At 67.4% G+C, this 21,621-nt stretch carries 22 protein-coding genes; 14 read left to right on the top strand and 8 right to left on the bottom strand.

What is annotated here, in order from left to right; genetic code table 11:
• A complete protein-coding gene (locus ACVJ6E_RS16825) occupies window positions 1-981 on the top strand; it encodes a GDP-L-fucose synthase family protein (RefSeq protein ID WP_120269960.1) in 981 nt (326 codons plus the stop codon).
• Window positions 978-1,526: a class I SAM-dependent methyltransferase gene (locus ACVJ6E_RS16820; RefSeq protein WP_120269959.1), complete on the top strand. Its 549-nt coding sequence runs from the start codon at window positions 978-980 to the stop codon at window positions 1,524-1,526. Before ACVJ6E_RS16825 ends, ACVJ6E_RS16820 begins: the two co-directional genes overlap by 4 nt.
• Before the next feature lie 5 nt (window positions 1,527-1,531).
• Here ACVJ6E_RS16820 and ACVJ6E_RS16815 read toward each other — a convergent pair whose 3' ends face one another.
• Complete coding sequence (locus ACVJ6E_RS16815) at window positions 1,532-2,245, bottom strand: carbonic anhydrase (protein ID WP_120269958.1); 714 nt, start codon at window positions 2,243-2,245, stop codon at window positions 1,532-1,534.
• Between the two features lie 182 nt (window positions 2,246-2,427).
• Here ACVJ6E_RS16815 and ACVJ6E_RS16810 point away from each other — a divergent pair, with 182 nt between their 5' ends.
• Window positions 2,428-3,486, top strand: coding sequence for a MaoC family dehydratase (locus ACVJ6E_RS16810; RefSeq protein ID WP_120269957.1), 1,059 nt, complete (start codon window positions 2,428-2,430; stop codon window positions 3,484-3,486).
• 4 nt (window positions 3,487-3,490) lie between these two features.
• Here ACVJ6E_RS16810 and xerD read toward each other — a convergent pair whose 3' ends face one another.
• A complete protein-coding gene (gene xerD, locus ACVJ6E_RS16805) occupies window positions 3,491-4,426 on the bottom strand; it encodes a site-specific tyrosine recombinase XerD (RefSeq protein WP_120269956.1) in 936 nt (311 codons plus the stop codon).
• Between the two features lie 19 nt (window positions 4,427-4,445).
• Complete coding sequence (locus tag ACVJ6E_RS16800; RefSeq protein ID WP_199681385.1) at window positions 4,446-4,589, bottom strand: hypothetical protein; 144 nt, start codon at window positions 4,587-4,589, stop codon at window positions 4,446-4,448.
• A gap of 162 nt (window positions 4,590-4,751) precedes the next feature.
• On the opposite strand from ACVJ6E_RS16800, the gene ACVJ6E_RS16795 reads away from it, so the two are divergent.
• From ACVJ6E_RS16795 to ACVJ6E_RS16785, 3 genes are read left to right on the top strand one after another with little or no spacing between them, the layout of a single operon-like run.
• Complete coding sequence (locus ACVJ6E_RS16795; RefSeq protein WP_120269955.1) at window positions 4,752-5,372, top strand: shikimate kinase; 621 nt, start codon at window positions 4,752-4,754, stop codon at window positions 5,370-5,372.
• Window positions 5,369-6,523, top strand: coding sequence for a 3-dehydroquinate synthase (gene aroB, locus ACVJ6E_RS16790; protein ID WP_120269954.1), 1,155 nt, complete (start codon window positions 5,369-5,371; stop codon window positions 6,521-6,523). Before ACVJ6E_RS16795 ends, aroB begins: the two co-directional genes overlap by 4 nt.
• A 57-nt stretch (window positions 6,524-6,580) precedes the next feature.
• A complete protein-coding gene (locus ACVJ6E_RS16785) occupies window positions 6,581-7,936 on the top strand; it encodes an HlyC/CorC family transporter (protein WP_120269953.1) in 1,356 nt (451 codons plus the stop codon).
• A gap of 27 nt (window positions 7,937-7,963) precedes the next feature.
• On the opposite strand, the gene ACVJ6E_RS16780 is transcribed toward ACVJ6E_RS16785, so the two are convergent.
• Window positions 7,964-8,266: a BolA family protein gene (locus ACVJ6E_RS16780; RefSeq protein WP_120270211.1), complete on the bottom strand. Its 303-nt coding sequence runs from the start codon at window positions 8,264-8,266 to the stop codon at window positions 7,964-7,966.
• Window positions 8,267-8,400: 134 nt separating this feature from the next.
• On the opposite strand from ACVJ6E_RS16780, the gene ACVJ6E_RS16775 reads away from it, so the two are divergent.
• The 6 genes from ACVJ6E_RS16775 (at window position 8,401) to ggt (ending at window position 16,575) form a co-directional block, all read left to right on the top strand.
• Window positions 8,401-9,027 carry a J domain-containing protein gene (locus ACVJ6E_RS16775; protein WP_185926327.1) on the top strand — a complete coding sequence of 209 codons (627 nt, stop codon included), beginning with the start codon at window positions 8,401-8,403 and terminating at the stop codon, window positions 9,025-9,027.
• 293 nt (window positions 9,028-9,320) lie between these two features.
• A complete protein-coding gene (gene cobS / locus ACVJ6E_RS16770; protein ID WP_120269952.1) occupies window positions 9,321-10,307 on the top strand; it encodes a cobaltochelatase subunit CobS in 987 nt (328 codons plus the stop codon).
• A gap of 11 nt (window positions 10,308-10,318) precedes the next feature.
• Window positions 10,319-12,211, top strand: coding sequence for a cobaltochelatase subunit CobT (gene cobT / locus ACVJ6E_RS16765; RefSeq protein ID WP_120269951.1), 1,893 nt, complete (start codon window positions 10,319-10,321; stop codon window positions 12,209-12,211).
• A complete protein-coding gene (locus tag ACVJ6E_RS16760) occupies window positions 12,180-13,274 on the top strand; it encodes an esterase-like activity of phytase family protein (RefSeq protein WP_120269950.1) in 1,095 nt (364 codons plus the stop codon). Before cobT ends, ACVJ6E_RS16760 begins: the two co-directional genes overlap by 32 nt.
• 335 nt (window positions 13,275-13,609) lie before the next feature.
• A complete protein-coding gene (locus ACVJ6E_RS16755) occupies window positions 13,610-14,644 on the top strand; it encodes an aspartate-semialdehyde dehydrogenase (protein WP_120269949.1) in 1,035 nt (344 codons plus the stop codon).
• Window positions 14,645-14,799: 155 nt separating this feature from the next.
• Window positions 14,800-16,575: a gamma-glutamyltransferase gene (ggt, locus tag ACVJ6E_RS16750; RefSeq protein WP_120269948.1), complete on the top strand. Its 1,776-nt coding sequence runs from the start codon at window positions 14,800-14,802 to the stop codon at window positions 16,573-16,575.
• A 25-nt stretch (window positions 16,576-16,600) separates the two neighbouring features.
• On the opposite strand, the gene ACVJ6E_RS16745 is transcribed toward ggt, so the two are convergent.
• Window positions 16,601-17,842 (bottom strand): MFS transporter, encoded by a 1,242-nt coding sequence (locus ACVJ6E_RS16745; RefSeq protein WP_120269947.1) that lies wholly within the window; start codon window positions 17,840-17,842, stop codon window positions 16,601-16,603.
• Entirely contained in the window at window positions 17,839-18,435 is a 597-nt protein-coding gene (locus tag ACVJ6E_RS16740; RefSeq protein ID WP_158592732.1) for a GNAT family N-acetyltransferase, read from the bottom strand. The genes ACVJ6E_RS16745 and ACVJ6E_RS16740 overlap by 4 nt, the downstream gene beginning before the upstream one ends.
• 190 nt (window positions 18,436-18,625) lie before the next feature.
• Here ACVJ6E_RS16740 and ACVJ6E_RS16735 point away from each other — a divergent pair, with 190 nt between their 5' ends.
• The gene (locus tag ACVJ6E_RS16735) at window positions 18,626-19,114 is read left to right on the top strand and encodes a hypothetical protein (protein ID WP_120269945.1); all 489 of its coding nucleotides are present in this window, start codon (window positions 18,626-18,628) and stop codon (window positions 19,112-19,114) included.
• A 32-nt stretch (window positions 19,115-19,146) separates the two neighbouring features.
• Here the strand turns inward: ACVJ6E_RS16735 and ACVJ6E_RS16730 are convergent, their stop codons facing one another.
• A complete protein-coding gene (locus ACVJ6E_RS16730; RefSeq protein WP_067224488.1) occupies window positions 19,147-19,566 on the bottom strand; it encodes a hypothetical protein in 420 nt (139 codons plus the stop codon).
• Between the two features lie 142 nt (window positions 19,567-19,708).
• Between ACVJ6E_RS16730 and ACVJ6E_RS16725 the strand changes: the two genes are divergently transcribed.
• Complete coding sequence (locus ACVJ6E_RS16725) at window positions 19,709-20,416, top strand: SDR family oxidoreductase (RefSeq protein ID WP_120269944.1); 708 nt, start codon at window positions 19,709-19,711, stop codon at window positions 20,414-20,416.
• A 10-nt stretch (window positions 20,417-20,426) separates the two neighbouring features.
• Here ACVJ6E_RS16725 and ACVJ6E_RS16720 read toward each other — a convergent pair whose 3' ends face one another.
• Window positions 20,427-21,503, bottom strand: coding sequence for a YeeE/YedE family protein (locus ACVJ6E_RS16720; RefSeq protein ID WP_120269943.1), 1,077 nt, complete (start codon window positions 21,501-21,503; stop codon window positions 20,427-20,429).
• Between the last annotated feature and the right edge of the window lie 118 nt (window positions 21,504-21,621).

The following is a 21,621-nucleotide window of genomic DNA, read 5'->3' as shown; positions in this document are numbered from 1 at the left end:
ATGACTGCAGACAGCACCGCCGGTACGCCGCGCCGCATCTTCGTCGCCGGCCATCGCGGCATGGTCGGCTCGGCAATCTGCCGCCGCCTTGCGCAGGAAGAGGCAGCGATCATCACCCGCACCCGTGCGGAGCTGGACCTCACCGACCAGCGTGCGGTCGCGGCCTTCTTCGCCAGCGAACGGCCCGATGCCGTGATCCTGGCGGCCGCGCGGGTCGGCGGCATTCTCGCCAACGACCGGCAACCCGTCGACTTCCTGCAGGACAACCTGCAGATCCAGACCAACGTGATCGCTGCCGCCGCCGACCATGGCGTCCGCCGCCTCGTTTTTCTCGGCTCGTCCTGCATCTATCCGAAATTTGCCGAACAGCCGATCCGCGAGGATGCGCTGATGACGGGCCCGCTGGAGCCGACCAACCAGTGGTACGCGATCGCCAAGATTGCCGGCGTCTACCTTTGCCAGGCGTATCGCCGCCAGCACGGGCTGTCCTACGTCTCGGCGATGCCGACCAACCTCTATGGTCCCAACGACAATTTCGATCTCGCCACCAGCCACGTCTTGCCGGCCCTGATCCGCAAGTTCGTCGAGGCGCGCGAGACCGGCGCCGAAACGGTCGAGATCTGGGGCAGCGGCACGCCGCTGCGCGAGTTCATGCATGTCGACGACCTCGCCGATGCGATCGTGTTCCTGCTCGACGCCTATAACGGCGACGAGCCGATCAACGTGGGCTCCGGCCAGGAAGTCTCGATCCGCGATCTTGCGACGCTGATCGCTCGCGAAGCCGGTTTCACCGGCGAGCTGCGCTTCGACGCAACCAAGCCGGACGGCACGCCGCGCAAGCTGATGGATTCCGGGCGCCTGCACGCGCTCGGCTGGCGCCCTCGCGTGGCGCTGGAGGACGGCATCCGGCAGACGATCCGCTGGTACTTGGACAACCGCGCCGCTCTCGGCGCCGACGGCAGAACGGGCAGCACCCAATGAAAATCGAGAAACTCCACCTCGGCTGCGGCGTGAAGCACATTCCCGGCTTCTACCACGTCGATGCGCTCGACTATCCGCATGTCGACCGCATCGGACCGGTCGAGGACCTGTCCTTCATTCCGGACGGCACCGTCGAGCTGATCTATGCCTGCCATGTGCTGGAGCATTTCGGCCGCAAGGAGTACCGCGACGTCCTCGCCGAGTGGTGCCGCGTGCTGGCGCCGGGCGGCGTCCTGCGGATCGCCGTGCCGGACTTCCGGGCGGCCGCCGAGCTTTATCTCGACACGTCGAACGACATCGCGCTGCCTCAGGTGCTTGGCCTGCTGGTCGGCGGCCAGCGCGACCAGTACGACTATCACAAGATGGTCTTCGACGAGGAAACCCTGTCGGCGACGCTGATCGATGTCGGCTTTTCGTCCACGCGCCGGTGGGACTGGCGCACGACCGAGCACAGCGGCCTCGACGATTATTCGCAGGCCTATCTGCCGCACATGGCCAAGGACACCGGCCGCCTCGTCAGCCTGAACCTCGAAGGCGTGAAGTAAGCCTCTCAGCCTCCGGACGCAAAGCCGGAGGCGAAGATGGTCGGCGCGGCAACGAAGCGCTCGCTTTCCGGATCGAGCACCCGCAATTCGCCCGATCCGATGTCGAACCAGGCGCCGTGCAGGGCAAGGCGCCCCCGCTCTTCCAGGATCTGCACGCAAGGGAAGCTGCGCAGGTTCACCAGCGACTGGCGAATACCGGCATATTCCATCGCCAGCTGCGGATCCTCGTCGCGCTCCAGCTTCAGGCACTGAAACTGTGCCGCCGGCTCGAGCAGCGTCATCCACTTGCCGATGAAATCGCCCGGCGACAGCGGCACCGCATCCTGGTTCAGGAACGCCTTGACGCCGCCGCACTGGCCGTGGCCGAGCACGACGATATGCCGGACCTTCAGGGCCTGGACGGCGAATTCGAGCGCAGCACTGGTCGAATGGTAATCGTTGTCGGGCGCATAGGGCGGAACCAGATTGGCGACGTTGCGCACCACGAAGAGCTCGCCCGGTCCGGCTGCGAACACGCCCTCCGGCGTCACCCGGCTGTCGCAGCACGAAATCACCATCACCTCGGGCTGCTGCCCATAGAGCGCCAGGCGCTCGTAATCGGTGCGATGCGGCCTGTGCGAATGCTCGCGGTAACTGCGATATCCCGCGAGCAACTCCCTGGGAAAGGAGGGAAAGGACGCGGGCTTGCCGTCCTCCGTCCCGTGCTGCTCGTCTGCCATGATCTGGTCCCTCTTCTTGGCGGCGCCGGAAACATGGCTTCCGGGAGCATCAGCCTTGTTAAGCCCTTGTCGCCGCGCGGGCAACCTGCTCGTGAGCCCCGCAACCACCCAAGGTCGTGCTTGCGCAGCCTCCCTCCAGCCTGTCTTATTGCACCGCGAAAAGCGACGCGGGAGGATGCGGCATGACCAAGAGCAAGACCAGCCCAGGCAATTATTTCGAGGATTTCCGCATCGGCCAGGTCCTGCGCCATGCCACCCCGCGCACGGTGACCCGGGGCGACATCTCCCTTTACAACGCCCTCTACGGCTCCCGCTTCGCGGTGCAATCTTCCGACGATTTCGCCCAGCGCATCCGCTATCCCGAGGCGCCGGTCGACGACCTCCTGGTGTTTCACATCGTCTTCGGGAAGACGGTCCCGGACATCTCGCTCAACGCCGTCGCCAATCTCGGCTATGCCGGCGGCCGTTTCCTTGCCCCCGTCTATCCCGGCGACACGCTCTCTGCGGTCTCCGAGGTGATCGGCCTCAAGGAGAACTCGAACGGGCGCACCGGCGTCGTCTATGTCCGCTCCACCGGCTACAATCAGGACGGCACCGAGGTGCTGGACTATGTCCGCTGGGTGATGGTCAACAAGCGCGACCCAGCCAGCCCGGCGCCGGAGGCGGTGGTGCCGGAACTGCCCGAGGCGATCACGCCGGACGCCCTCGGCGATGCCTGCCCGCTGATCGACGCCGAGGCCTGGGACGACGACCTTGCCGGCTCCCCGCATCGCTTCGACGACTACGAGGTCGGCGAGCGCATCGACCATGTCGACGGCATGACCGTCGAGGAGGCCGAGCACCAGATCGCCACCCGCCTCTACCAGAATACCGCCCGCGTCCATTTCAACCAGTTCACGGAAGGCCAGGGCCGCTTCTGTCGGCGGTTGGTCTATGGCGGCCATGTGATCTCGCTCGCCCGTGCGCTGTCCTTCAACGGACTGGGGAACGCCTTCCACATCGCCGGTCTCAATGCCGGGCGCCATGTCGCGCCGCTGTTTGCCGGAAACACCGTCTTCGCCTGGTCGCAGGTCGTCGAGAAGGCCGAGATTTCCGGCCGCCACGATGTCGGCGCCCTGCGCTTGCGGATGATCGCGACGAAAGACCGCCCCTGCCACGATTTCCCGTTCACGGGTCCGGACGGCGCCTACGACCCGAGCGTCATTCTCGACTTCGACATGTGGGTGCTGATGCCGCGCTGAGACGTCAGCTGCGGCGCGCCAGCGGGTGGTGGCCTTCGACCAATGCCGCCAGCCGCTCGTCGAGCACATGGGTGTAGATCTGCGTCGTCGAAATATCGGCGTGCCCCAGCAACTGCTGCACGACGCGCAGGTCCGCTCCATTCTGCAGCAGGTGCGAGGCGAAGGCGTGCCGCAGCACATGCGGCGAGAGCGCTGAGGGGTCGAGCCCTGCCGACACCGCAAGCTCCTTGAGATCGCGCGCAAAGGCCTGACGGGTGAAATGTCCGCTCTCTCCATGCGAGGGAAACAGCCAGCGGCTCGTGGGAAACACGCCTTCCGCCCGCCGGCACGCCACATAGGCACGCATCGCCTCGCGCGCCGCTGGGCCGAGCGGCACCAGCCGCTCCTTGTTGCCCTTGCCGGTCACCGCGATCAGCCGCTCGTCGCGCAGCGCGGCCGAAAGCGGCAGAGACACGAGCTCGGATACACGCAGGCCCGTGGCATAGAGCACTTCCAGCAAGGCGTACAGGCGCAGCGCCCTCAGCCGCGCGGCCGGGGACAGGCCCTCGACCTCACTCGCCGCACGTGCGGCGCCTAGCAACCGGTCGACCTCCTCCTCGCCGAGCACCTTGGGCAGGGCCGCTCGCCGCTTGGGAGTGGAGATGGTGCGTGTCGGATCGTCTGCCCGCAGCCCGTCGGCGAACAGGTGCCGGTAGAACTGGCGCAGGGCAGATAGCCTCCGGGCTTGCGAACTGGCCGCATAGCCGCGCCGGGTAAGGTCGGAGAGATAGGCGGCGACATCCTCCCGCGAGGCGGTTGCCGCAGATGCCTTGCGCGCGTGCAGGAACCCGGCGAAATCGTCGAGATCGCGGCGGTAGCTTTCCAGCGTGTTGGCAGCGGCCCCGCGTTCGGCCGACAGCATCTCCAGGAAGCTCTCGATCAGCAGGGCGTCGCTTGCCATCCCGTCCTCCTGCCCCGGCCTAACGGCCGAAGCCGTCCATCTGCAGCCGCACCGTGATCTCGTGCGGCTCCGGCTCGACGAACGTGCCAAGGGCGAAGACTGTCCCGGCCGCCACGCCGGCCAGCACGATAAGGACGAACAGCAGTCGGAAGATTGTGGGCATTGGCGTTGTATCGGACTGTGGAACGGCCAGCGGATGCCTTCCTTATCGGCCAGTCCCCACCCGCGATGCAAGTGCCCGATGGGTCCCGGCACCGCAAGCGGACTTGACTAGGCGGGCAGGACAAGGGCAAAGCGATGGGTCACAAGGGGAGAGCGCCATCACATGTCCGTCCTGCCGAATCTCGTCGAGGAAGAGCGTGCCGCCCGCCTCGTGACCGGACTTGGCACGCGCTCCATCGTGCTGGTCGGGATCATGGGCTGCGGCAAGTCGAGCGTCGGCCGCCGTCTGGCCCAGACGCTCTCGCTGCCTTTCGTCGACGCGGACACGGAGATCGAGGCGGCTGCGAACCTAACGATCCCGGAGATCTTCGCCCAGCATGGCGAGGCCTATTTCCGTGCCGGCGAGCAGCGGGTCATCGCCCGCCTTCTGAAGAACGGGCCGCAGATCCTGGCGACCGGCGGCGGCGCCTACATGAACGCCGAGACCCGTGCGGCAGTGCGCGAGATGGGCCTCTCGATCTGGTTGAAGGCCGACTTCTCGCTCGTGATGAACCGGGTGCGCCGCAAGCCGAACCGGCCGCTGCTCAACGACCCGGATCCCGAAGGGGTGATGCGCCGGCTTTTGGCGGAGCGCGAACCGGTCTATGCGGAAGCGGAACTCACCATCCAGTCGCGCGACGTGCCGCACGAGGCCGTGGTCGCCGACATCGTTGCCGCGCTCGAAGCGCATTTCGATTTCGCTCCCGCCTTGAGCGAACAGGCTGAAGGAGCATCACGCCCATGACACCCCAGACCGTGACGGCCGAGACCGAGACTGGGGCCCCGTTGCGCGTTCCGGTCGCTCTTGGCGAACGCTCCTACGACATCCTGATCGGCCGCGGGCTGGTGGAGGAAGCCGGTGCGCGCATCGCGGAACGGCTGCCGCGCTCCCGGGTCGCCATCGTCAGCGACGAGACCGTCGCCACCCATCATCTGGAGCGCCTGCAGGCCTCGCTCGAGGCCGCCGGGATCGGCTTTGCCACCATCCTGCTGCCGCCCGGCGAGGCAAGCAAGCGCTTCAGCGTCTACGAGACGGTTTGCGACCGGGTGCTGGAAGCACGGCTGGAGCGCAATGACGCCATCGTCGCGCTCGGCGGCGGCGTGGTCGGCGATCTCGCCGGCTTCGTCGCGGCCAGCGTCCGGCGCGGCATGCCCTTCGTCCAGATGCCGACGACGCTGCTCTCCCAGGTGGATTCCTCCGTCGGCGGCAAGACCGGCATCAACGTGCGCCACGGCAAGAACCTGATCGGCGCCTTCCACCAGCCCGCACTCGTGCTGGCCGACACCGCAACGCTCGACACGCTGCCGCTGCGCGAATTCCGCGCCGGCTATGCCGAGACCGTCAAGTACGGCCTGCTCGGCGATGCGAGCTTCTTCGCCTGGCTGGAGGACAACCACGCCGCCGTCTTCGCCGGCGGGGCGGAGCGCGAGGAAGCCATCGCCATCTCCTGCCGCGCCAAGGCGGCCATCGTCGCCGAAGACGAGTTCGAGACGGGCGCCAGAGCGCTGCTCAATCTCGGACACACCTTCGGTCACGCGCTGGAAGCGATCGTTGCCTATGACGGCACGCGCCTCGTCCATGGCGAGGGCGTTGCCATCGGCATGCGCCTCGCCTTCGACTTTTCCGTGCGTCTCGGCCTCTGCCCGCCGCAAGACCGGGATCGCGTCGCCGCGCACCTTGCCAGCGTCGGCCTGCCCACCCATATCAGCGATATCCCGGGACAGATGCCGCCGGCCGAGAGTTTCCTCGACATCATGGCGCAGGACAAGAAGGTGAGCCGCGGCGCCCTGACCTTCATTCTGGTGCGCGGCATCGGCGAAGCCTTCATCGAGCGCGGTGTCGATCCCGCCGCGCTGCGTGATTTCCTGACGGATGAACTGGCCGGCCGGTCCTGATCGCGCGCGGCCTTCACCGCCGCGAACCCGGCGCCAACACGAGCGAGACGACAACAGATGAGTGACGCAAGCCTCTGGCTTTCCATCCTCGCGATCATTGTCCTGCTGGTCATGTCCGGTTTCTTCTCCGGCTCCGAGACCGCGCTGACCGCGGCCTCACGTGCCCGCATGCTGCAGCTGGAGAAAAACGGCGACCGGCGCGCAACCGTCGTCAGCCGCCTGATCATGGTCCGCGAACGGCTGATCGGCGCGCTCCTGCTCGGCAACAATCTGGTCAACATTCTCGCCTCGGCGCTCGCCACCAACGTGCTGCTGAGCCTGTTCGGCGATGCCGGCGTCGTCTACGCCACCCTGGTGATGACCGCCCTCGTGCTGATCTTCTCCGAGGTGCTGCCGAAAACCTGGGCAATCTCCAATCCGGACAGCTTCGCCATCGCCGTCTCGCCGGTGGTCCGCGTCGTCGTGATCGTCTTCGGGCCGGTCGTCAGCGCCGTCGAAATGATCGTGCGTGCCCTGCTGCGCCTATTCGGTGTCGACGTGTCGGAAAACCGCAACGTGCTCTCGGCCCATGAGGAACTGCGCGGCACCGTCGACCTGCAGCACCTGGAAGGCGGCCTGGTGAAGGCCGAGCGCGACCGTATCGGCGGCCTTCTCGATCTCGCCGACCTGGAAGTGTCGGACGTGATGGTCCACCGCACCAAGATGAACACGCTGAACGCGGACGAACCGGTCGACAACCTGATCCAGGAAGCCCTGGCCAGCCCCCACACGCGCCTGCCGCTGTGGCGCGGGCAGACCGACAATTACATCGGCGTCCTGCACGCCAAGGACCTGCTGCGCGCCCTCGCGGCGGCCGGCGGCGACACCTCCAGCATCGAGATCGAGCAGATCGTCTCTCCGCCGTGGTTCGTGCCGGACACCACGAGCCTGCAGGACCAGCTCAACGCCTTCCTGAAGCGCAAGGCGCATTTCGCCCTCGTCATCGACGAGTATGGCGAGGTGATGGGCCTGGTGACGCTGGAAGACATCCTGGAGGAGATCGTCGGCGAGATCTCGGACGAGCACGACGTGGAGCTTGCCGGCGTGCGTCCGCAGCCGGACGGCTCGATCATCGTCGACGGCGGCGTGCCGATCCGCGACCTCAACCGTGCCGTCGACTGGCGACTGCCGGACGACGAGGCGACCACGATCGCGGGACTGGTGATCCACGAGGCCCGCATGATCCCCGAGGAACGGCAGGCCTTCACCTTCCACGGCTACCGCTTCACCGTGCTGAAGCGCGAGAAGAACCGCGTGACGCGCCTGAAGATCACGCCGCTGTCCAAGGCCGTGGCCGGCTCGGTCAAGGCCGTGTTCGCCGGCCAGGCGGCCGCGACAGCCCAGGCACCGACCCCCACCGTCCAGCCGGGCTGATCCGCCCGGCCCGGCGAAGGGTCTGGTTCAGGCGAGAGACGCCGGTCCGCCACCGCGCGGATCGCGCTCGTCGGGCGTGCGGACTTCAATCGCCAGCGCATGAAGGCCGGCGTCGAAAGCCGGCTTCAGGCAGTCGTTGACGGCCCGGTGTCGCGCGACGCGACTCTGGCCGGCAAGCGCCTGTGCCACCATGCGAATACGGAAATGGGTCTCGCCGCCCTCGCGCCAGCCGCCATGTCCGCGGTGGCGCTCGGATTCGTCGATCACCTCGAGGCTCTGCGGGGCGAAGGCCTCGCGCAGACGCTGTTCGATCAGGTCCCGGATGCTCATGCCTTCCATGTGACAGACTTTTCGGCGCCGTCAAGACCTTGCCGAAGGTGCCCCCCTCCCCCTATTTATGCGGATCGCCGCGGCAAGAGCCGCGCATTCCCGCCCCGCAGATCACGGAAACTGGACCAGGACCGGTGGCTTCGGACATCTTCGACCGCATCCGCATCAGCCCGAAGCGCAGCCGCGCTGCGGAGGAGGAGTTCGTGTGCGAGCGGACCTGCGACTGGGAAGGCTGCGACGAGCCCGGCACCCACAGGGCGCCTAAGGGGCGCCATGCCGATGGCGAGTACCACCATTTCTGCCTCGCCCATGTGCGGGACTACAACAAATCCTACAACTATTTCGCCGGCATGGACGACGATGAGACGCGCGCCTACCAGCGCGACGCCCTGACCGGCCATCGCCCGACCTGGAAGATGGGCGTCAATGCCAAGGCGGCCGGCGAAGGTGCCCACGCCTGGTCGGATGTCGACCCGCGCCAGGCGGCCAAGGCCCGCGCGGAGGCCCGCAAGCGCCCCGGGCGCGGCGGCCGCACGGAAGGAAGCGGCGCCCGCGCGCCCAAGCTGAAGCAGCTGGAGGCACGCGCCTTCGACACGCTCGGCCTGCCGCACCATGCCCGCGACGCAGAGATCAAGGCCCGCTACAAGGAACTCGTGAAGCGGCTGCACCCGGATGCCAATGGCGGCGACAGGTCGCTTGAAGACCGGCTGCGCGAGATCATCAACGCCTATTCGCTGCTGAAAAAGGCCGGCTTCTGCTGAAGCCACCGGACTGCCTTGTCCTTAAGCAGGCTTGCCAGTTGGTCCGGATAGGCTATGAAATCGTAGACCTCCCGGTTTTGAGGATCGCGCCCGGCCCCGCCGGCCTGCGGTTTCCCGTCGCAGGGAGATCCCTTTCCCGGCGCAATTCGCGCCAGCGCCGCCAGCGACGAGGCGTTTTCACTTGGCCGAACGGGGCTCTGGCAATAGGGTCTGGTTCGAATTTCGCGCCGTGGCGGCATCACGGTGCAGTGCGACATCGCGGATCCCGCCGGCGGCGGGCCAGCGGAGGAAAGATGACTGACAAGACCATGCCCGTCGAAAACCTGCCGGATACCACCGTGTCCGTGCGCGAGACCTTCGGCATCGACAGCGACCTGACGGTTCCCGCCTACAAGGAGCCGACCTCGCATACGCCCGATCTCGATCCCGACTATCTCTTCGACCGGCAGACCACCCTGGCGATCCTCGCCGGCTTCGCCCACAACCGCCGCGTCATGGTCACGGGCTATCACGGCACCGGCAAGTCGACCCATATCGAGCAGGTGGCCGCACGGCTGAACTGGCCCTGCGTGCGCGTCAACCTCGACAGCCACATCTCGCGTATCGATCTGGTCGGCAAGGACGCCATCGTCCTCAAGGACGGCCGCCAGGTCACCGAGTTCCGGGACGGCATCCTGCCCTGGGCGCTGCAGAACAACATCGCGCTGGTCTTCGACGAGTACGATGCCGGCCGCCCGGACGTGATGTTCGTCATCCAGCGTGTGCTTGAGGTCTCCGGCCGCCTGACCCTGCTCGACCAGAACCGGGTGATTCGCCCGCATCCGGCCTTCCGCCTGTTCGCCACCACCAACACGGTCGGCCTTGGCGACACGTCCGGCCTCTATCACGGCACGCAGCAGATCAACCAGGGCCAGATGGACCGCTGGTCGATCGTCACCACGCTGAACTACCTGCCGCACGACAACGAGGTCGAGATCGTCCTGGCCAAGTCGAAGCACTACCAGAACGAAGAAGGTCGCAAGACCGTCTCGCGCATGGTCCGCCTCGCCGACATGACCCGGAACGCCTTCATCAACGGCGACCTGTCGACGGTGATGAGCCCGCGTACCGTGATCACCTGGGCCGAGAACACCGACATCTTCAAGGACCTCGGCTTCGCCTTCCGCGTCACCTTCCTCAACAAGTGCGACGAGATGGAGCGCACGCTGGTGGCCGAGTTCTACCAGCGCTGCTTCGGCGAAGAGCTGCCCGAGTCCGCTGCCAACGTGGTGATGAGCTGACCGGCACTCCCATGCGCAATCCGCCTTCCGAGAAGAGCAAGCCCTCGAGCGAACCGCTGAAGCGGGCGATCGGCGACACGATGCGCGCCATCGCCGCCGACGCCGAGCTCGAGGTGCTGTTCTCCTCCGACAAGCCGTCGCTGTCGGGCCACACGGCCCGCCTGCCGGAGCCCTCGCGCCGCCTCACCGCCGACGAGATCGCCGTCACGCGCGGCCTCGGCGACGCCATGGCGCTCAAGCTCGCCTGCCATGACCCCGGCCTGCACCGCAGGCTGGTCCCGCAGGGCGAGACGGCCCGCGCCATCTTCGACGCGGTCGAGCAGGCACGCTGCGAGGCGGTCGGCGCCAACCGCATGCCCGGCGTTTCCGACAATCTCTCCGCCATGCTGGAAGAGCGCAGCCGCAAGGCCGCCTATGCGGACGTCGCCAGCCGCGAGGATGCACCTCTGGAAGAGGCGATCGCCTACATGGTGCGCGAGCGCCTGACCGGCCGGCCGGCGCCCAGGAGCGCGGAACCGATGATCGCCCAGTGGCGCGGCTGGATCGAGGAGAAGGCGGGCGACGCGCTCGACCTGCTCGCCGACCGGATCGAGGACCAGCAGGATTTCGCCAAGCGTCTGCGCAAGGTGCTGACCTCTCTCGAGATGGACGAGGACATCGGCCAGGAGAGCGAGAACGAGGACGGCGAGAACGAGGACGCCGAAGGCCGCAACGAACGCGGCGAGACCTCCGCCGACGGCGAGGAGGAAAGCGGCGAGGACGAGGGTGCGCCGCAGGAGATGGAACTCTCCGGCGAGGAGACCGAGGCGGGCGAAACCGAAGGTCTCGATGGCGACCTGCAGGAACTCACCCAGGACGACCAGGCGGATCAGGCCGAGGAGCCGGGCGAAAGCCGGCGCCGCGAGCTGCCGTTTTCCAACCTGCCGCCGACCTCGGACTACAAGTTCTTCACCAGCCGCTTCGACGAGACGGTTCCGGCCGAGGAGCTGTGCGACACCGCCGAGCTCGACCGCCTGCGTAGCCATCTCGACAAGCAGCTGGTCAACCTGCAGGGCGCCGTCGCCCGGCTGGCCAATCGGCTGCAGCGCAAGCTGCTGGCCCAGCAGAACCGCTCCTGGTCGTTCGACCTGGAGGAAGGCATGCTGGACACGGCCCGCCTCACCCGTGTCGTCACCGACCCGATGCAGCCGCTCGCCTTCAAGCAGGAGAGCGACACCAATTTCCGCGATACGGTCGTCACGCTGCTGCTGGACAATTCCGGCTCCATGCGCGGCCGGCCGATCACCGTTGCCGCGACCTGCGCCGACATCCTTGCCCGTACGCTGGAGCGCTGCGGCGTGAAGGTCGAGATCCTCGGCTTCACCACCCGCGCCTGGAAGGGCGGGCAGTCGCGCGAGGCGTGGCTTGCCGCCGGCAAGCCGGCCCAGCCGGGCCGCCTCAACGACCTGCGCCACATCATCTACAAGTCCGCCGATGCGCCCTGGCGCCGTGCCCGCCGCAATCTCGGGCTGATGATGCGCGAGGGCCTGCTGAAGGAAAACATCGACGGCGAGGCGCTGGACTGGGCGCACAAGCGCCTGCTCGGCCGTCCGGAGGCGCGCAAGATCCTGATGATGATCTCCGACGGCGCCCCGGTCGACGACTGCACGCTGTCGGTGAATCCCGGCAACTATCTCGAGCGGCACCTTCGCTACATCATCGAGGAAATCGAGACCCGCTCGCCGGTGGAGCTCATCGCCATCGGCATCGGCCACGACGTCACGCGCTACTACCGCCGTGCCGTCACGATCGTCGATGCGGAGGAACTGGCCGGCGCCATGACCGACCAGCTCGCCGATCTCTTCGACGAGCAGACGCAGGCGACGTCGCGCGGTGGCCGCGGACGGCGTCGCGCGGCCCGCTGACGCCATGATCCGCCTGCCGGCGATCGGGCTTTCCGCACAGCGCGGCCTCGCGCTGGCGGCCTCCCTGTTCACCGCCCTGCTGGTGGTCGAACCGGCCCCGGCGCGCGCCGTCATCGACGTCCCCTTTCAGGACGTGACGGTCCGCAGCAAGCGGATCGAGGCCTTTCGCATCGGCCGCGCCGACGAGCCGCGCTTCGGCGAACTCACCTTTCTCGGCGGACTGGAGCTGCTGTCCGGCAATCGTCACATGGGCGGCCTTTCGGGACTGGTGCTGAGCCCCGACGGCAGCCGAATGACCGCCATCGCCGACAACGGCCTGTGGTTCACGGCAACCATCGACGCGGAGCCCGACGGGCGGCCGCTTGCGGTTCGCGACGCCCAGCTCAGCGCCATCGTCGGTCCTGACGGCCGGCCGCTGATGGATCGCGGCCGCGGCGATGCGGAGGCCCTGACGCTGCGCCGCAATCCGGACGGTACCGGCGAGCTCTACATGGCGACCGAGCGCTACCACGCGATCTACGCCTTCCCCTACCCGCTCGCCGACCTGCGTACGCCCGGGCGCGAACTCGACCTGCCTCCCGCCCTGCGTCAGCTGCGCCACAACAAGGGCATGGAGGCCATCGCCTTCGCCAATTCCGGCCCGCTTTCCGGCACGCTGGTCGTGGTCTCGGAGCGCGGACAGACCTTCAACTCGAACCTGCCGGGCTTCCTGCTCGGCGGACCGACGCCGGGTACCTTCACGGTTCTGCGACAGGACTCCTACGACGCGACCGACGCGACCTTCCTCGACAATGGCGACATGGTGCTGCTGGAGCGGCGGTTCACCCTGCGCCATGGCGTCGGCATGCGGGTTCGCCTGCTGCCGGCAGCGGAGCTGAAGCCCGGCGCCATGGTGGTCGGCCGCGTGCTGCTGGAGGCGGGCTTTTCCGAGCAGATCGACAACATGGAAGGCGTCGCCATCCACCGGAACTACGCCGGAGAGACCATCCTCACCATCATCTCCGACGACAACCGCTCGATCCTGCAGCGCACGCTGCTGCTGCGCTTCCGCATCGACGGCTGACCCCGCCGCGACGCGCATCCGCAAGGCCATGTTGACAATGGCCGCGCATGACGGCATCTAGACGCCGTCGAGGTCCGGACACTTCCCGTCCGGATCCGCGAGGGATCCCATGCCGAAGCCGTGCGCCCTTTCCAACGCCCCGTTCACCGCGACGAAAGCCGCGAACGGTGTCGCGTGCGCCGGCACGACCACGACGACGACCCGCAAAACGACCGCCTGACGGCCCTCTCGACCCGCGCTCCCCCGGGTCTGACGGGGGACCGAACGGACCTGAGGCTCCCGCAGGGATGGCAGCTTCGGGTTGGCGGGGAGCGGCAAAAGAGGACTGAATAACAATGGCTTACAAGATCGCAGTGGTCGGCGCGACCGGCAATGTCGGCCGCGAGATGCTCGACATTCTGGACGAGCGCGGCTTTCCGGCCCGCGAGGTCGTGCCTGTCGCCTCCCGCCGTTCGCAGGGCGTCGACGTCTCCTTCGGCGACCGGACGCTGACCTGCCAGGCCATCGACCATTTCGACTTCTCGGACGTCGACATCTGCCTGATGTCCGCCGGCGGTACCGTGTCCAAGGAGTGGTCGCCGAAGATCGCCGCCAAGGGCTGCGTCGTCATCGACAACTCCTCGGCCTGGCGTTACGACTCCGACGTGCCGCTGATCGTTCCGGAAGTGAATGCCGATGCCATCACCGGCTTCACCAAGAAGAACATCATCGCCAACCCGAACTGCTCGACCGCGCAGCTCGTCGTCGCGCTGAAGCCGCTGCACGATGCGGCCACCATTCGGCGTGTGGTCGTGTCCACCTACCAGTCGGTGTCCGGCGCGGGCAAGGACGGCATGGACGAACTGTTCAACCAGACCCGCTCGGTCTTCGTGAACGACCCGATCACCCCGGAGAAGTTCACCAAGCGCATCGCCTTCAACGTCATCCCCCATATCGATGTCTTCATGGAGGACGGCTACACCAAGGAAGAGTGGAAGGTGCTGGCCGAGACCAAGAAGATGCTCGACCCGAAAATCAAGGTCACCTGCACCGCCGTGCGCGTGCCGGTGTTCATCGGCCATTCGGAGAGCGTCAACATCGAGTTCGAGCGCCCGATCACGGCCGAGGAGGCCCGCGACATCCTGCGTGAGGCGCCGGGTGTGCTCGTCGTCGACAAGCACGAGGATGGCGGCTACGTCACGCCTTACGAGAGCGCCGGCGAAGATGCGACCTATGTCAGCCGCATCCGCGAGGACGCCACCATCGAGAACGGGCTTAACATGTGGGTTGTTGCCGACAACCTGCGCAAGGGCGCGGCGCTGAACGCCGTGCAGATCGCCGAGGTCCTGGTCAATCGCGGCCTGATCACCCCGAAGAAGGTCGCCGCCTGAGGCCTCCTTTCTTCCGATCCGTTTTCCGCGCGGCGCGGCCCCCTGGGGCCGCGCCGTTTTTCATCCACTCCCCGCAATCCTGACAGGGCTGGCCGCGCCGGACAAAAGCCGACAGACTGCCCGTCCAGAACATCATCCGGGGAGTGAGTGAGACGATGAACAGGACACCGCCACTGGCATCGGCGCGCAGGATCGCCAGCGCCGCCCTTGCCGCCTGCCTCTTTTGGGCTGGGCCCGGCCTTGCCCAGACGGCAGCCCCCTCCGCGCCGCAGCCCGCGCCGATCCTCTCCGGCTCGGACCGTTTCCACCCCGTACTCGCCCGCAGCGGCATGGTCGCCAGCCAGGAGGCGACGGCGACCCGCGTCGGCCGCGACATCCTCGCCGCCGGCGGGAATGCCGTAGATGCGGCGGTGGCGGTCGGCTTCGCCCTCGCCGTGACCCTGCCGCGCGCCGGCAATATCGGTGGTGGCGGTTTCATGCTGGTCCACATGGCCGGTAGCGGCGAGACGCAGGCCCTCGACTATCGCGAGCTTGCCCCCGCCGCGGCCAGCCGGGACATGTTCCTCGATGCGGACGGCAACGCGGATAGCGAGAAATCTCGCTACTCGGGTCTCGCCGTCGGCGTTCCCGGCACCGTTGCCGGCTTCCACGCCGCCCATGCCCGCCATGGCAGCGGTCGCTTCAGCTTCGCAGACCTGATCGCGCCTGCCATCGCGCTTGCCCGCGACGGCTTCCCCGTTTCCGATGACCTCTCCAGCTCCCTGAAGCAGGCCCATCCTCGCCTGTCGAAGGATCCGGCCGCGCTCGCGACCTTCTACAAGCCCGATGGCGGTTTCTATGAGCCCGGCGAGACCCTGCGCCAGCCGCAGCTCGCGGCAACGCTGCAGAAGATTGCCGAGGAAGGCCCGGACGGCTTCTACAAGGGTCCGGTCGCGGAGGCGATTGCCGCGAGGGTCCGCGAAGGCGGCGGCGACATGACCGCCGACGACCTTGCCGCCTACGAGGCGAAATGGCGCACGCCTGTCTCGGGCACCTATCGCGGCTACGAGGTCGTCTCCATGCCGCCACCCTCCTCCGGCGGCGTGCATCTCGTGGAGATCCTCAACATGCTGGAGCCCTTCGACCTTGCCGCATCCGGCTCCGGTTCGGCGGCAACGCTCCATGTCATGGCCGAAGCGATGAAGCGGGCCTATGCGGACCGCTCGGAGTTCCTCGGGGATCCCGACTTCGTCGACATTCCGGTGAAGGGCCTGACCTCCAAGACCTACGCCGCCTCGCGGATGGCCGACTTCGACACGGCGAAGGCGACGCCCGCCGACGGGCTCTCTCCCGGCAAGCCAGCGCCTTACGAAAGCGAGGAGACCACGCACTATTCGGTGGTGGACGGTCAGGGCAATGCGGTGTCGAACACCTACACGCTCAACTTCTCCTACGGTGTCGGCATGATGGCCGGCGACACCGGCATCCTGCTCAACAACGAGCTGGACGACTTCTCCGCCAAGCCCGGTGTGCCGAACGCCTACGGCCTCATCGGCGGCGATGCCAATGCCGTCGCTCCGCGCAAGCGGCCGCTCTCCTCGATGAGCCCGACGCTGGTGTTCCGCGATGGCCGGCTGGTGCTGGCCACCGGCTCGCCCGGCGGCAGCCGCATCATCACCACCGTGCTGCAGATCATCCTGAACGTGGTCGACCACGGCATGAACATCGCGGAGGCGACCGCTGCCCCGCGCATGCACCATCAATGGCTGCCGGACGAAATCCGTATCGAGGAAGGCTTCTCGCCGGACACGCTGGCGATCCTGCGTGAACGCGGCCATACGGTCGAGGAGCGCGCCACCATGGGCTCCACCCAGTCGGTGATGGCGGTCGAGAACGGCCTTGCCGGCGCCTCGGACCCGCGTGTGCAGGGTGCGCTCGCCGCAGGCTACTAGGGAGAGCCGCAGATCGCCGGCGGGCTCAGCCCCGCCGGCGGGCCAGCGTCGCTGTCAGCAGCAGCACGTAAACGCCGCCGAGCAGCATCGGCAGCCCGTTGAGCCCGGCCGTATCGATGGCAAGACCGGAGATCGCCGGCCCGGCAAAACCGCCAACGCCCCACATCACGGCGAACCCGGCATTACCTGCGATCAGCATGGCCCCGGTGAAGCGGCGGCCGAGCTCCATCAGCGCGATGGTGTAGACGCCATAGGCCGAGGATCCCCAGACGAAAAGCATGGCCCAGAGCGGCCACTTGGTTTCGATCAGAACGGGCAACAGGGCGGCACCGGCAATCGTCAGCAGGCACAGCACCACCATGACGAGGCGCGGTCCCCAGCGGTCGGCGACGGTCCCGATGGGCACCTGGAAGACAATGTTGCCGACGATCAGGATGGCAAGCGCCGTGGCCACCGCCGCCTCGTCGAGGCCATGCCCCAGGCCATAGATCGGGAACAGGGTCAGGATCGCCTGATCAAACGCGGCAGCGATTGCGGTCACCACCAGCAGGAACGGGATCAGAGGCGCGACGGTGCGGATCGACCCGGTTTCTCCGGCGGCAAAACGCGGCAGCCGATGGCGGATCGTGGCGATCAGCACCGCACATGTCAGACAGACCGCGATGCAGAGGAAGAACGGCGCGAGCGTTCGCGTGCCGGTAACGGCAAGCGTTGCCGGGCCGAGCGCAAAGCCGCCGGCGAGCGCCGTCGCATAGAGCCCGAGCATGCGCCCGCGGATCCGGTCGGGCGCCAGCTGGTTCACCCACGTCTCGCTCGAGATGTAGAGCCCGTTGATGCCGACGCCGAGCAGGAAGCGCGCCGGAAACCAAAGCCATAGCGACTGTACCATTCCGATCAGCGCGAACAGGACCGCAAGCAGCAGCGCGCAAGCAATCGCCAGCCGCGCCGCCCCGAAACGGATCGCCAGCTGCGGCACCAGGGGTGCGGACAGGATCAGGCCCAGCGCCATCATCGCGGCATTGCTGCCGATCAGCCAGGCCGGCGTTCCCTGCCGCTCCAGGATGAAGGACAGCAACGGATACGTCAGGCCCTGCGCAAGGCCGAACACGGCGATCAGCAACAAGACCACCGCGATCGCGGCCCGGTCGATCGTCTGCGGCGCACCGGGCAGATGCTCTGCCACCTCTGCCACCTGCGGCCGGTCGGGCACCGGGGCGGTCGGCGCCGGGATCAGGTCGGGCTTGTCGCGTTCGTCGATCCCGCTCATGCGCTCCCGTCCGCCCTGCCAAGGTGATGCCGCATCGTCGTGACTGAGGCGAAGCCGAAAATCGGTCGCAGAAAGTCGAGCCGGCGGCGCCCCTCCTCCACGAAGCCGCAACGCAGATACAACGCCTTCGCCCGCGGATTGGTATCGACCACATCGAGCCTTACCGCGCGCTTGCCGGCGCGCCGGGCAATGGCCAGGATCTCGGCAAGCAGCGCGCTGCCGACACCGGCGCCACGTGCTGCCTCCCCGACCGCGATGCCGTCCATCGCCAGCACGTCCTCGTCCTCTTCTTTGTCGAGCAGCGCGAGACCCGCAACCCGGATCGCCGTGCCCATCAGGCTGAAGCGCTCGCGGAAATGCCGCCATTTCGGCTCGAACAGCCCATGCCCGTCGAGGCGATAGCCGGCAATGCCGACGACGCGGCCGTCGATGATGGCGCTGACGCCGCGATCATGCTGCAGATGCGGCGCAAGGAATTCTGCCGCCGCATCCGCCGTTCCGAAGAACGGCCGCAGCTTCTGGAACAGCGCCTCGCAATAGATCCGCGTCGCCGAAAGCTCATCGCCGGGTCGCACATGGGAAAGCACGTTCATCGCCAGCTCCTGTCGCCTTGCCGTAATTTCACCCTGAGGTTGATCGGACAATTCGAGAGGTAATCGCCCTGCCGGGCCTTGCAAGAAAAATCGCATCGCAGGACATGAAACCGAAAGGCTTGCGCCCCGCTTCGCGGAGAATCAGGCTATCGGGGAGAGACGACAGCCTTTTGGGAAAGTGCTTCGGAACATGCCGGATATCGCCCCGCTCCTGGAATTCCTCGCCAGATCGCAGCTTGCCCGCGCGATGGCCGGCTCGGCGGACCTGCGCGAAGCCGCCGCTGCAACCCACCTTTTCGGGACATTGATGCTGATCGGCGCGGTGTTGCCGCTCAACCTGCGGCTGATCGGGTTCTGGCGCTCGGCCCCGCTTGCGGACCTTGCGCGCGTGCTCGGCCAGACGGCTTTTGTCGGCCTGCTGCTCGCCCTGGCCAGCGGCATCGCGCTGATGTCGACGCGCCCTGTCGCGATTGCCGGCGACCCCGCCTTCCAGGCAAAGGCCGTCCTTCTTGCCGCGCTCGCCGTCAATGCCTTGCTGCTGCGGCTGGTTCCGGCCTGGCGCCTGCTGGACCAGGTCGACTCGCGCGGCACTATCTCACGCTTCCGCCTGGCCGGCGTGCTGTCGCTCGTCCTGTGGGGCGGGGTCCTGGCCCTGATGCGCTGGCCCGGCCTGATCTGAGGGCCGCAGACGCCGCCAGGCCGTGACCTGCCCTACTGGGCGCGGCGATAGATGCCGGTATTCACCACCGAACCCTGCCCCGGCACCTCGACGCTCTGCTCCACTTCCAGGCTCTGCCCGTCGTCGGACAGGCGCCGCCGCGCCGTCATCAGGGTGAGATTGCCGCGCTTGGCCTCCGAGGTCAGCGTTTGCTCGTCCTCGAAATAGAGCAGAAGCCGGTCGGCGAGCCCGCTTTCCGACAGCCGCGCCCCCGGCGCTCCCGGCACGCCGGTGATCTCGCCGGAGATCTCCTCGCCGCTCGCCGAAATGATCGACATGCGGATGGTCACCAGGCCGAATTCCTCGTCGATCCGGCAGGTCGCCGCCTGCGGCAGGTCGCTCTGGTCGAATTCGCTCTCGTCCAGGTCGAGGATCCAGGTTCCGAGAAAAGGGCCAATCTGCTCGCTGCTCATCGCTGCATTCCGCTTTTTGACATTCGTGCCGGGATCGTGACCCGGCAACCGCTTGCGCGACCTTGTAGCCGCGTTTACCACCCCTGTCATCGCCCCGCCCCTCCTCCGCCGCCCGCGGAGCCTCTCCAGCCGGAGCCGTCCCATGAGCCTGCCCGCCACCTCCACCCTCGTTCTCACGGGTGCCAATCGCGGCATCGGACTGGAACTCGCCCGCCACTTCCTGTCCGAGGGCGGATGGCGTATCCATGCCGGCTGCCGCGCGCCGGAAAGCGCCGATGCGCTTGCAGAGCTCGCCAATGCTCATCCGGACCGCTTGGTCGTCCATCCTCTCGAGGTGACGGATGCCGCATCGGTCTCCGCCTTCGCGCAGGCGCTCGGCGACACGCCGGTCGATCTGCTGCTCAACAATGCCGGCATGCTCAATCCGCACCAGACGCTCGACGATCTCGATTTCGACGCCTGGGAGCGCGAGTTGCAGGTGAACACGCTCGCCCCCATACGCATGGCGCTGGCGCTGCGCCCGCAGCTGAGGCGCGCCGCCAACCCGCGCATCGTCACGATTTCCAGCCAGATGGGCTCTCTCGCCCGTCCGCGGGGCGGCAGCTACGCCTATCGCAGCTCCAAGGCGGCGGTGAACAAGGCCATGCAGGGGCTCGCGCTCGACCTTCACGGCGAAGGCATCTGCGTCGTCGTGATGCATCCCGGGTGGGTCCGCACGGACATGGGCGGCGCCAGCGCCGAGATCGATCCGCAGGAGAGCGCAGCCGGCATCTTTTCCGTCGCGACCAAGCTCACCCTGGCCGATACCGGCCGCTTCCTGCAGTGGAACGGCGAAGAGCACCCCTGGTAAGGCGGCCGGCTCAGGCGGCGGCAGCCGCCGCCCGCCGCTCCGCCATCCGGTCGACGACGAGATCCGTCAGCCCGGCCGCGGCCCACATGGCAAACAGCGTCGCCCAGGCGGTCAGCGCGAAGATCGACCCGCCGGTGACGCCCGCGCCCACGGCGCAGCCGCCGGCCAGCATGCCGCCGAACCCCATCAGAACGGCCCCGACGATGTAGCGGCGCATCGAGTGGCCGTCATGGAAGCCCTGCAGCCGCCATTCGCCGGCCAGCAGCGCGGCTAGCGCCGCCCCCGCAAAGACGCCCGGCACGAGGCCAATGTCGAAGTCGAGCGCCTCGCCCGGAGGCGTCAGAACCAGCATCAAGGTGTCGGCGGACGGCCCGGTGAAGGTCATGCTCTTCACCGTCATCGGCTCGAAGGCCTGTCCCGCAAGCTGGTAGGTGAACCACCAGCCGGCCGCCACCGTCGCCCCCACCCCGGCAGCCCCGATCCAGCCCGAAAGGGACAGACGGGCGCGAAAGGCGAAGACCATCGTCCCGGCGATGAACAGCAGGCCGATCCAGAGCCCTGCCTCGGGCGGCAGCTTCAGCAACAGCAGCAGATCGAGCGCCTCCCGCCCGCTGACGGTCCACATCCCGGCGATCCGGTCGCGCAGCGGCGAGAGGATGCCGTGGATCGAGGCTTCCGCCGCCACCGCGAAGATCAGTCCCGAGAGTAAGGCGCGAAGATTGCCCGTGGCCGAAAGCACCAGCAGCCGGCTGGCGCAGCCGCGTGCGAGCACCATGCCGATCCCGAACAGCGCACCTCCTGCAATGGCGCCGGACAGAGACCCCCGCGCCGCGAACTGCCGCGCCTCTGACACGTCGAGCGCTCCGGAAAAGATCAGCCATTGGGTCAGCAGGACCGCGCAGGAGAAGGTCACCAGCCACGTCGCGACCTTGACGCCGATGCTGCCGCGGGCAAACTCCACCACCGCAGCTCTCAGGCAGAACCGGCTGCGCTGCGCAAAGGCGCCGAAAGCCATCCCGATCAGCATCCCGCCGAGCGCAGAGGTTTCCGCCTCGCCGAGGGTCTCCAGAAGGCTAGTTATGTCCATTGCCGCGTCTCCGGGTTCTCCGGACACCCGTCCGGCCCTTCCATATTCGCATCCATGAATACATCGAACGCGCCTCGCCGACCTTGACCTTGCTCAAGCTTTCGCGCGGCTTCGCGCG

The organism is Stappia sp. G46H5W (assembly GCF_058448995.1).
Note: the sequence above shows the minus strand (reverse complement) of the source record. Positions and strands in the feature narration are given on the sequence as shown.

Bases quoted from the DNA above. Each gene is read 5' to 3' on its own strand.
- ACVJ6E_RS16740 (WP_158592732.1), bottom strand. From the start codon at position 18,435: ATGAACGTGCTTTCCCATGTGCGACCCGGCGATGAGCTTTCGGCGACG.
- ggt (WP_120269948.1), top strand. From the start codon at position 14,800: ATGAACAGGACACCGCCACTGGCATCGGCGCGCAGGATCGCCAGCGCC.
- ACVJ6E_RS16815 (WP_120269958.1), bottom strand. From the start codon at position 2,245: ATGGCAGACGAGCAGCACGGGACGGAGGACGGCAAGCCCGCGTCCTTT.
- ACVJ6E_RS16725 (WP_120269944.1), top strand. From the start codon at position 19,709: ATGAGCCTGCCCGCCACCTCCACCCTCGTTCTCACGGGTGCCAATCGC.
- xerD (WP_120269956.1), bottom strand. From the start codon at position 4,426: ATGGCAAGCGACGCCCTGCTGATCGAGAGCTTCCTGGAGATGCTGTCG.
- cobS (WP_120269952.1), top strand. From the start codon at position 9,321: ATGACTGACAAGACCATGCCCGTCGAAAACCTGCCGGATACCACCGTG.
- ACVJ6E_RS16735 (WP_120269945.1), top strand. From the start codon at position 18,626: ATGCCGGATATCGCCCCGCTCCTGGAATTCCTCGCCAGATCGCAGCTT.
- aroB (WP_120269954.1), top strand. From the start codon at position 5,369: ATGACACCCCAGACCGTGACGGCCGAGACCGAGACTGGGGCCCCGTTG.
- ACVJ6E_RS16820 (WP_120269959.1), top strand. From the start codon at position 978: ATGAAAATCGAGAAACTCCACCTCGGCTGCGGCGTGAAGCACATTCCC.
- ACVJ6E_RS16720 (WP_120269943.1), bottom strand. From the start codon at position 21,503: ATGGACATAACTAGCCTTCTGGAGACCCTCGGCGAGGCGGAAACCTCT.
- ACVJ6E_RS16745 (WP_120269947.1), bottom strand. From the start codon at position 17,842: ATGAGCGGGATCGACGAACGCGACAAGCCCGACCTGATCCCGGCGCCG.
- ACVJ6E_RS16730 (WP_067224488.1), bottom strand. From the start codon at position 19,566: ATGAGCAGCGAGCAGATTGGCCCTTTTCTCGGAACCTGGATCCTCGAC.
- cobT (WP_120269951.1), top strand. From the start codon at position 10,319: ATGCGCAATCCGCCTTCCGAGAAGAGCAAGCCCTCGAGCGAACCGCTG.
- ACVJ6E_RS16795 (WP_120269955.1), top strand. From the start codon at position 4,752: ATGTCCGTCCTGCCGAATCTCGTCGAGGAAGAGCGTGCCGCCCGCCTC.
- ACVJ6E_RS16785 (WP_120269953.1), top strand. From the start codon at position 6,581: ATGAGTGACGCAAGCCTCTGGCTTTCCATCCTCGCGATCATTGTCCTG.
- ACVJ6E_RS16810 (WP_120269957.1), top strand. From the start codon at position 2,428: ATGACCAAGAGCAAGACCAGCCCAGGCAATTATTTCGAGGATTTCCGC.
- ACVJ6E_RS16780 (WP_120270211.1), bottom strand. From the start codon at position 8,266: ATGAGCATCCGGGACCTGATCGAACAGCGTCTGCGCGAGGCCTTCGCC.
- ACVJ6E_RS16825 (WP_120269960.1), top strand. From the start codon at position 1: ATGACTGCAGACAGCACCGCCGGTACGCCGCGCCGCATCTTCGTCGCC.
- ACVJ6E_RS16800 (WP_199681385.1), bottom strand. From the start codon at position 4,589: ATGCCCACAATCTTCCGACTGCTGTTCGTCCTTATCGTGCTGGCCGGC.
- ACVJ6E_RS16755 (WP_120269949.1), top strand. From the start codon at position 13,610: ATGGCTTACAAGATCGCAGTGGTCGGCGCGACCGGCAATGTCGGCCGC.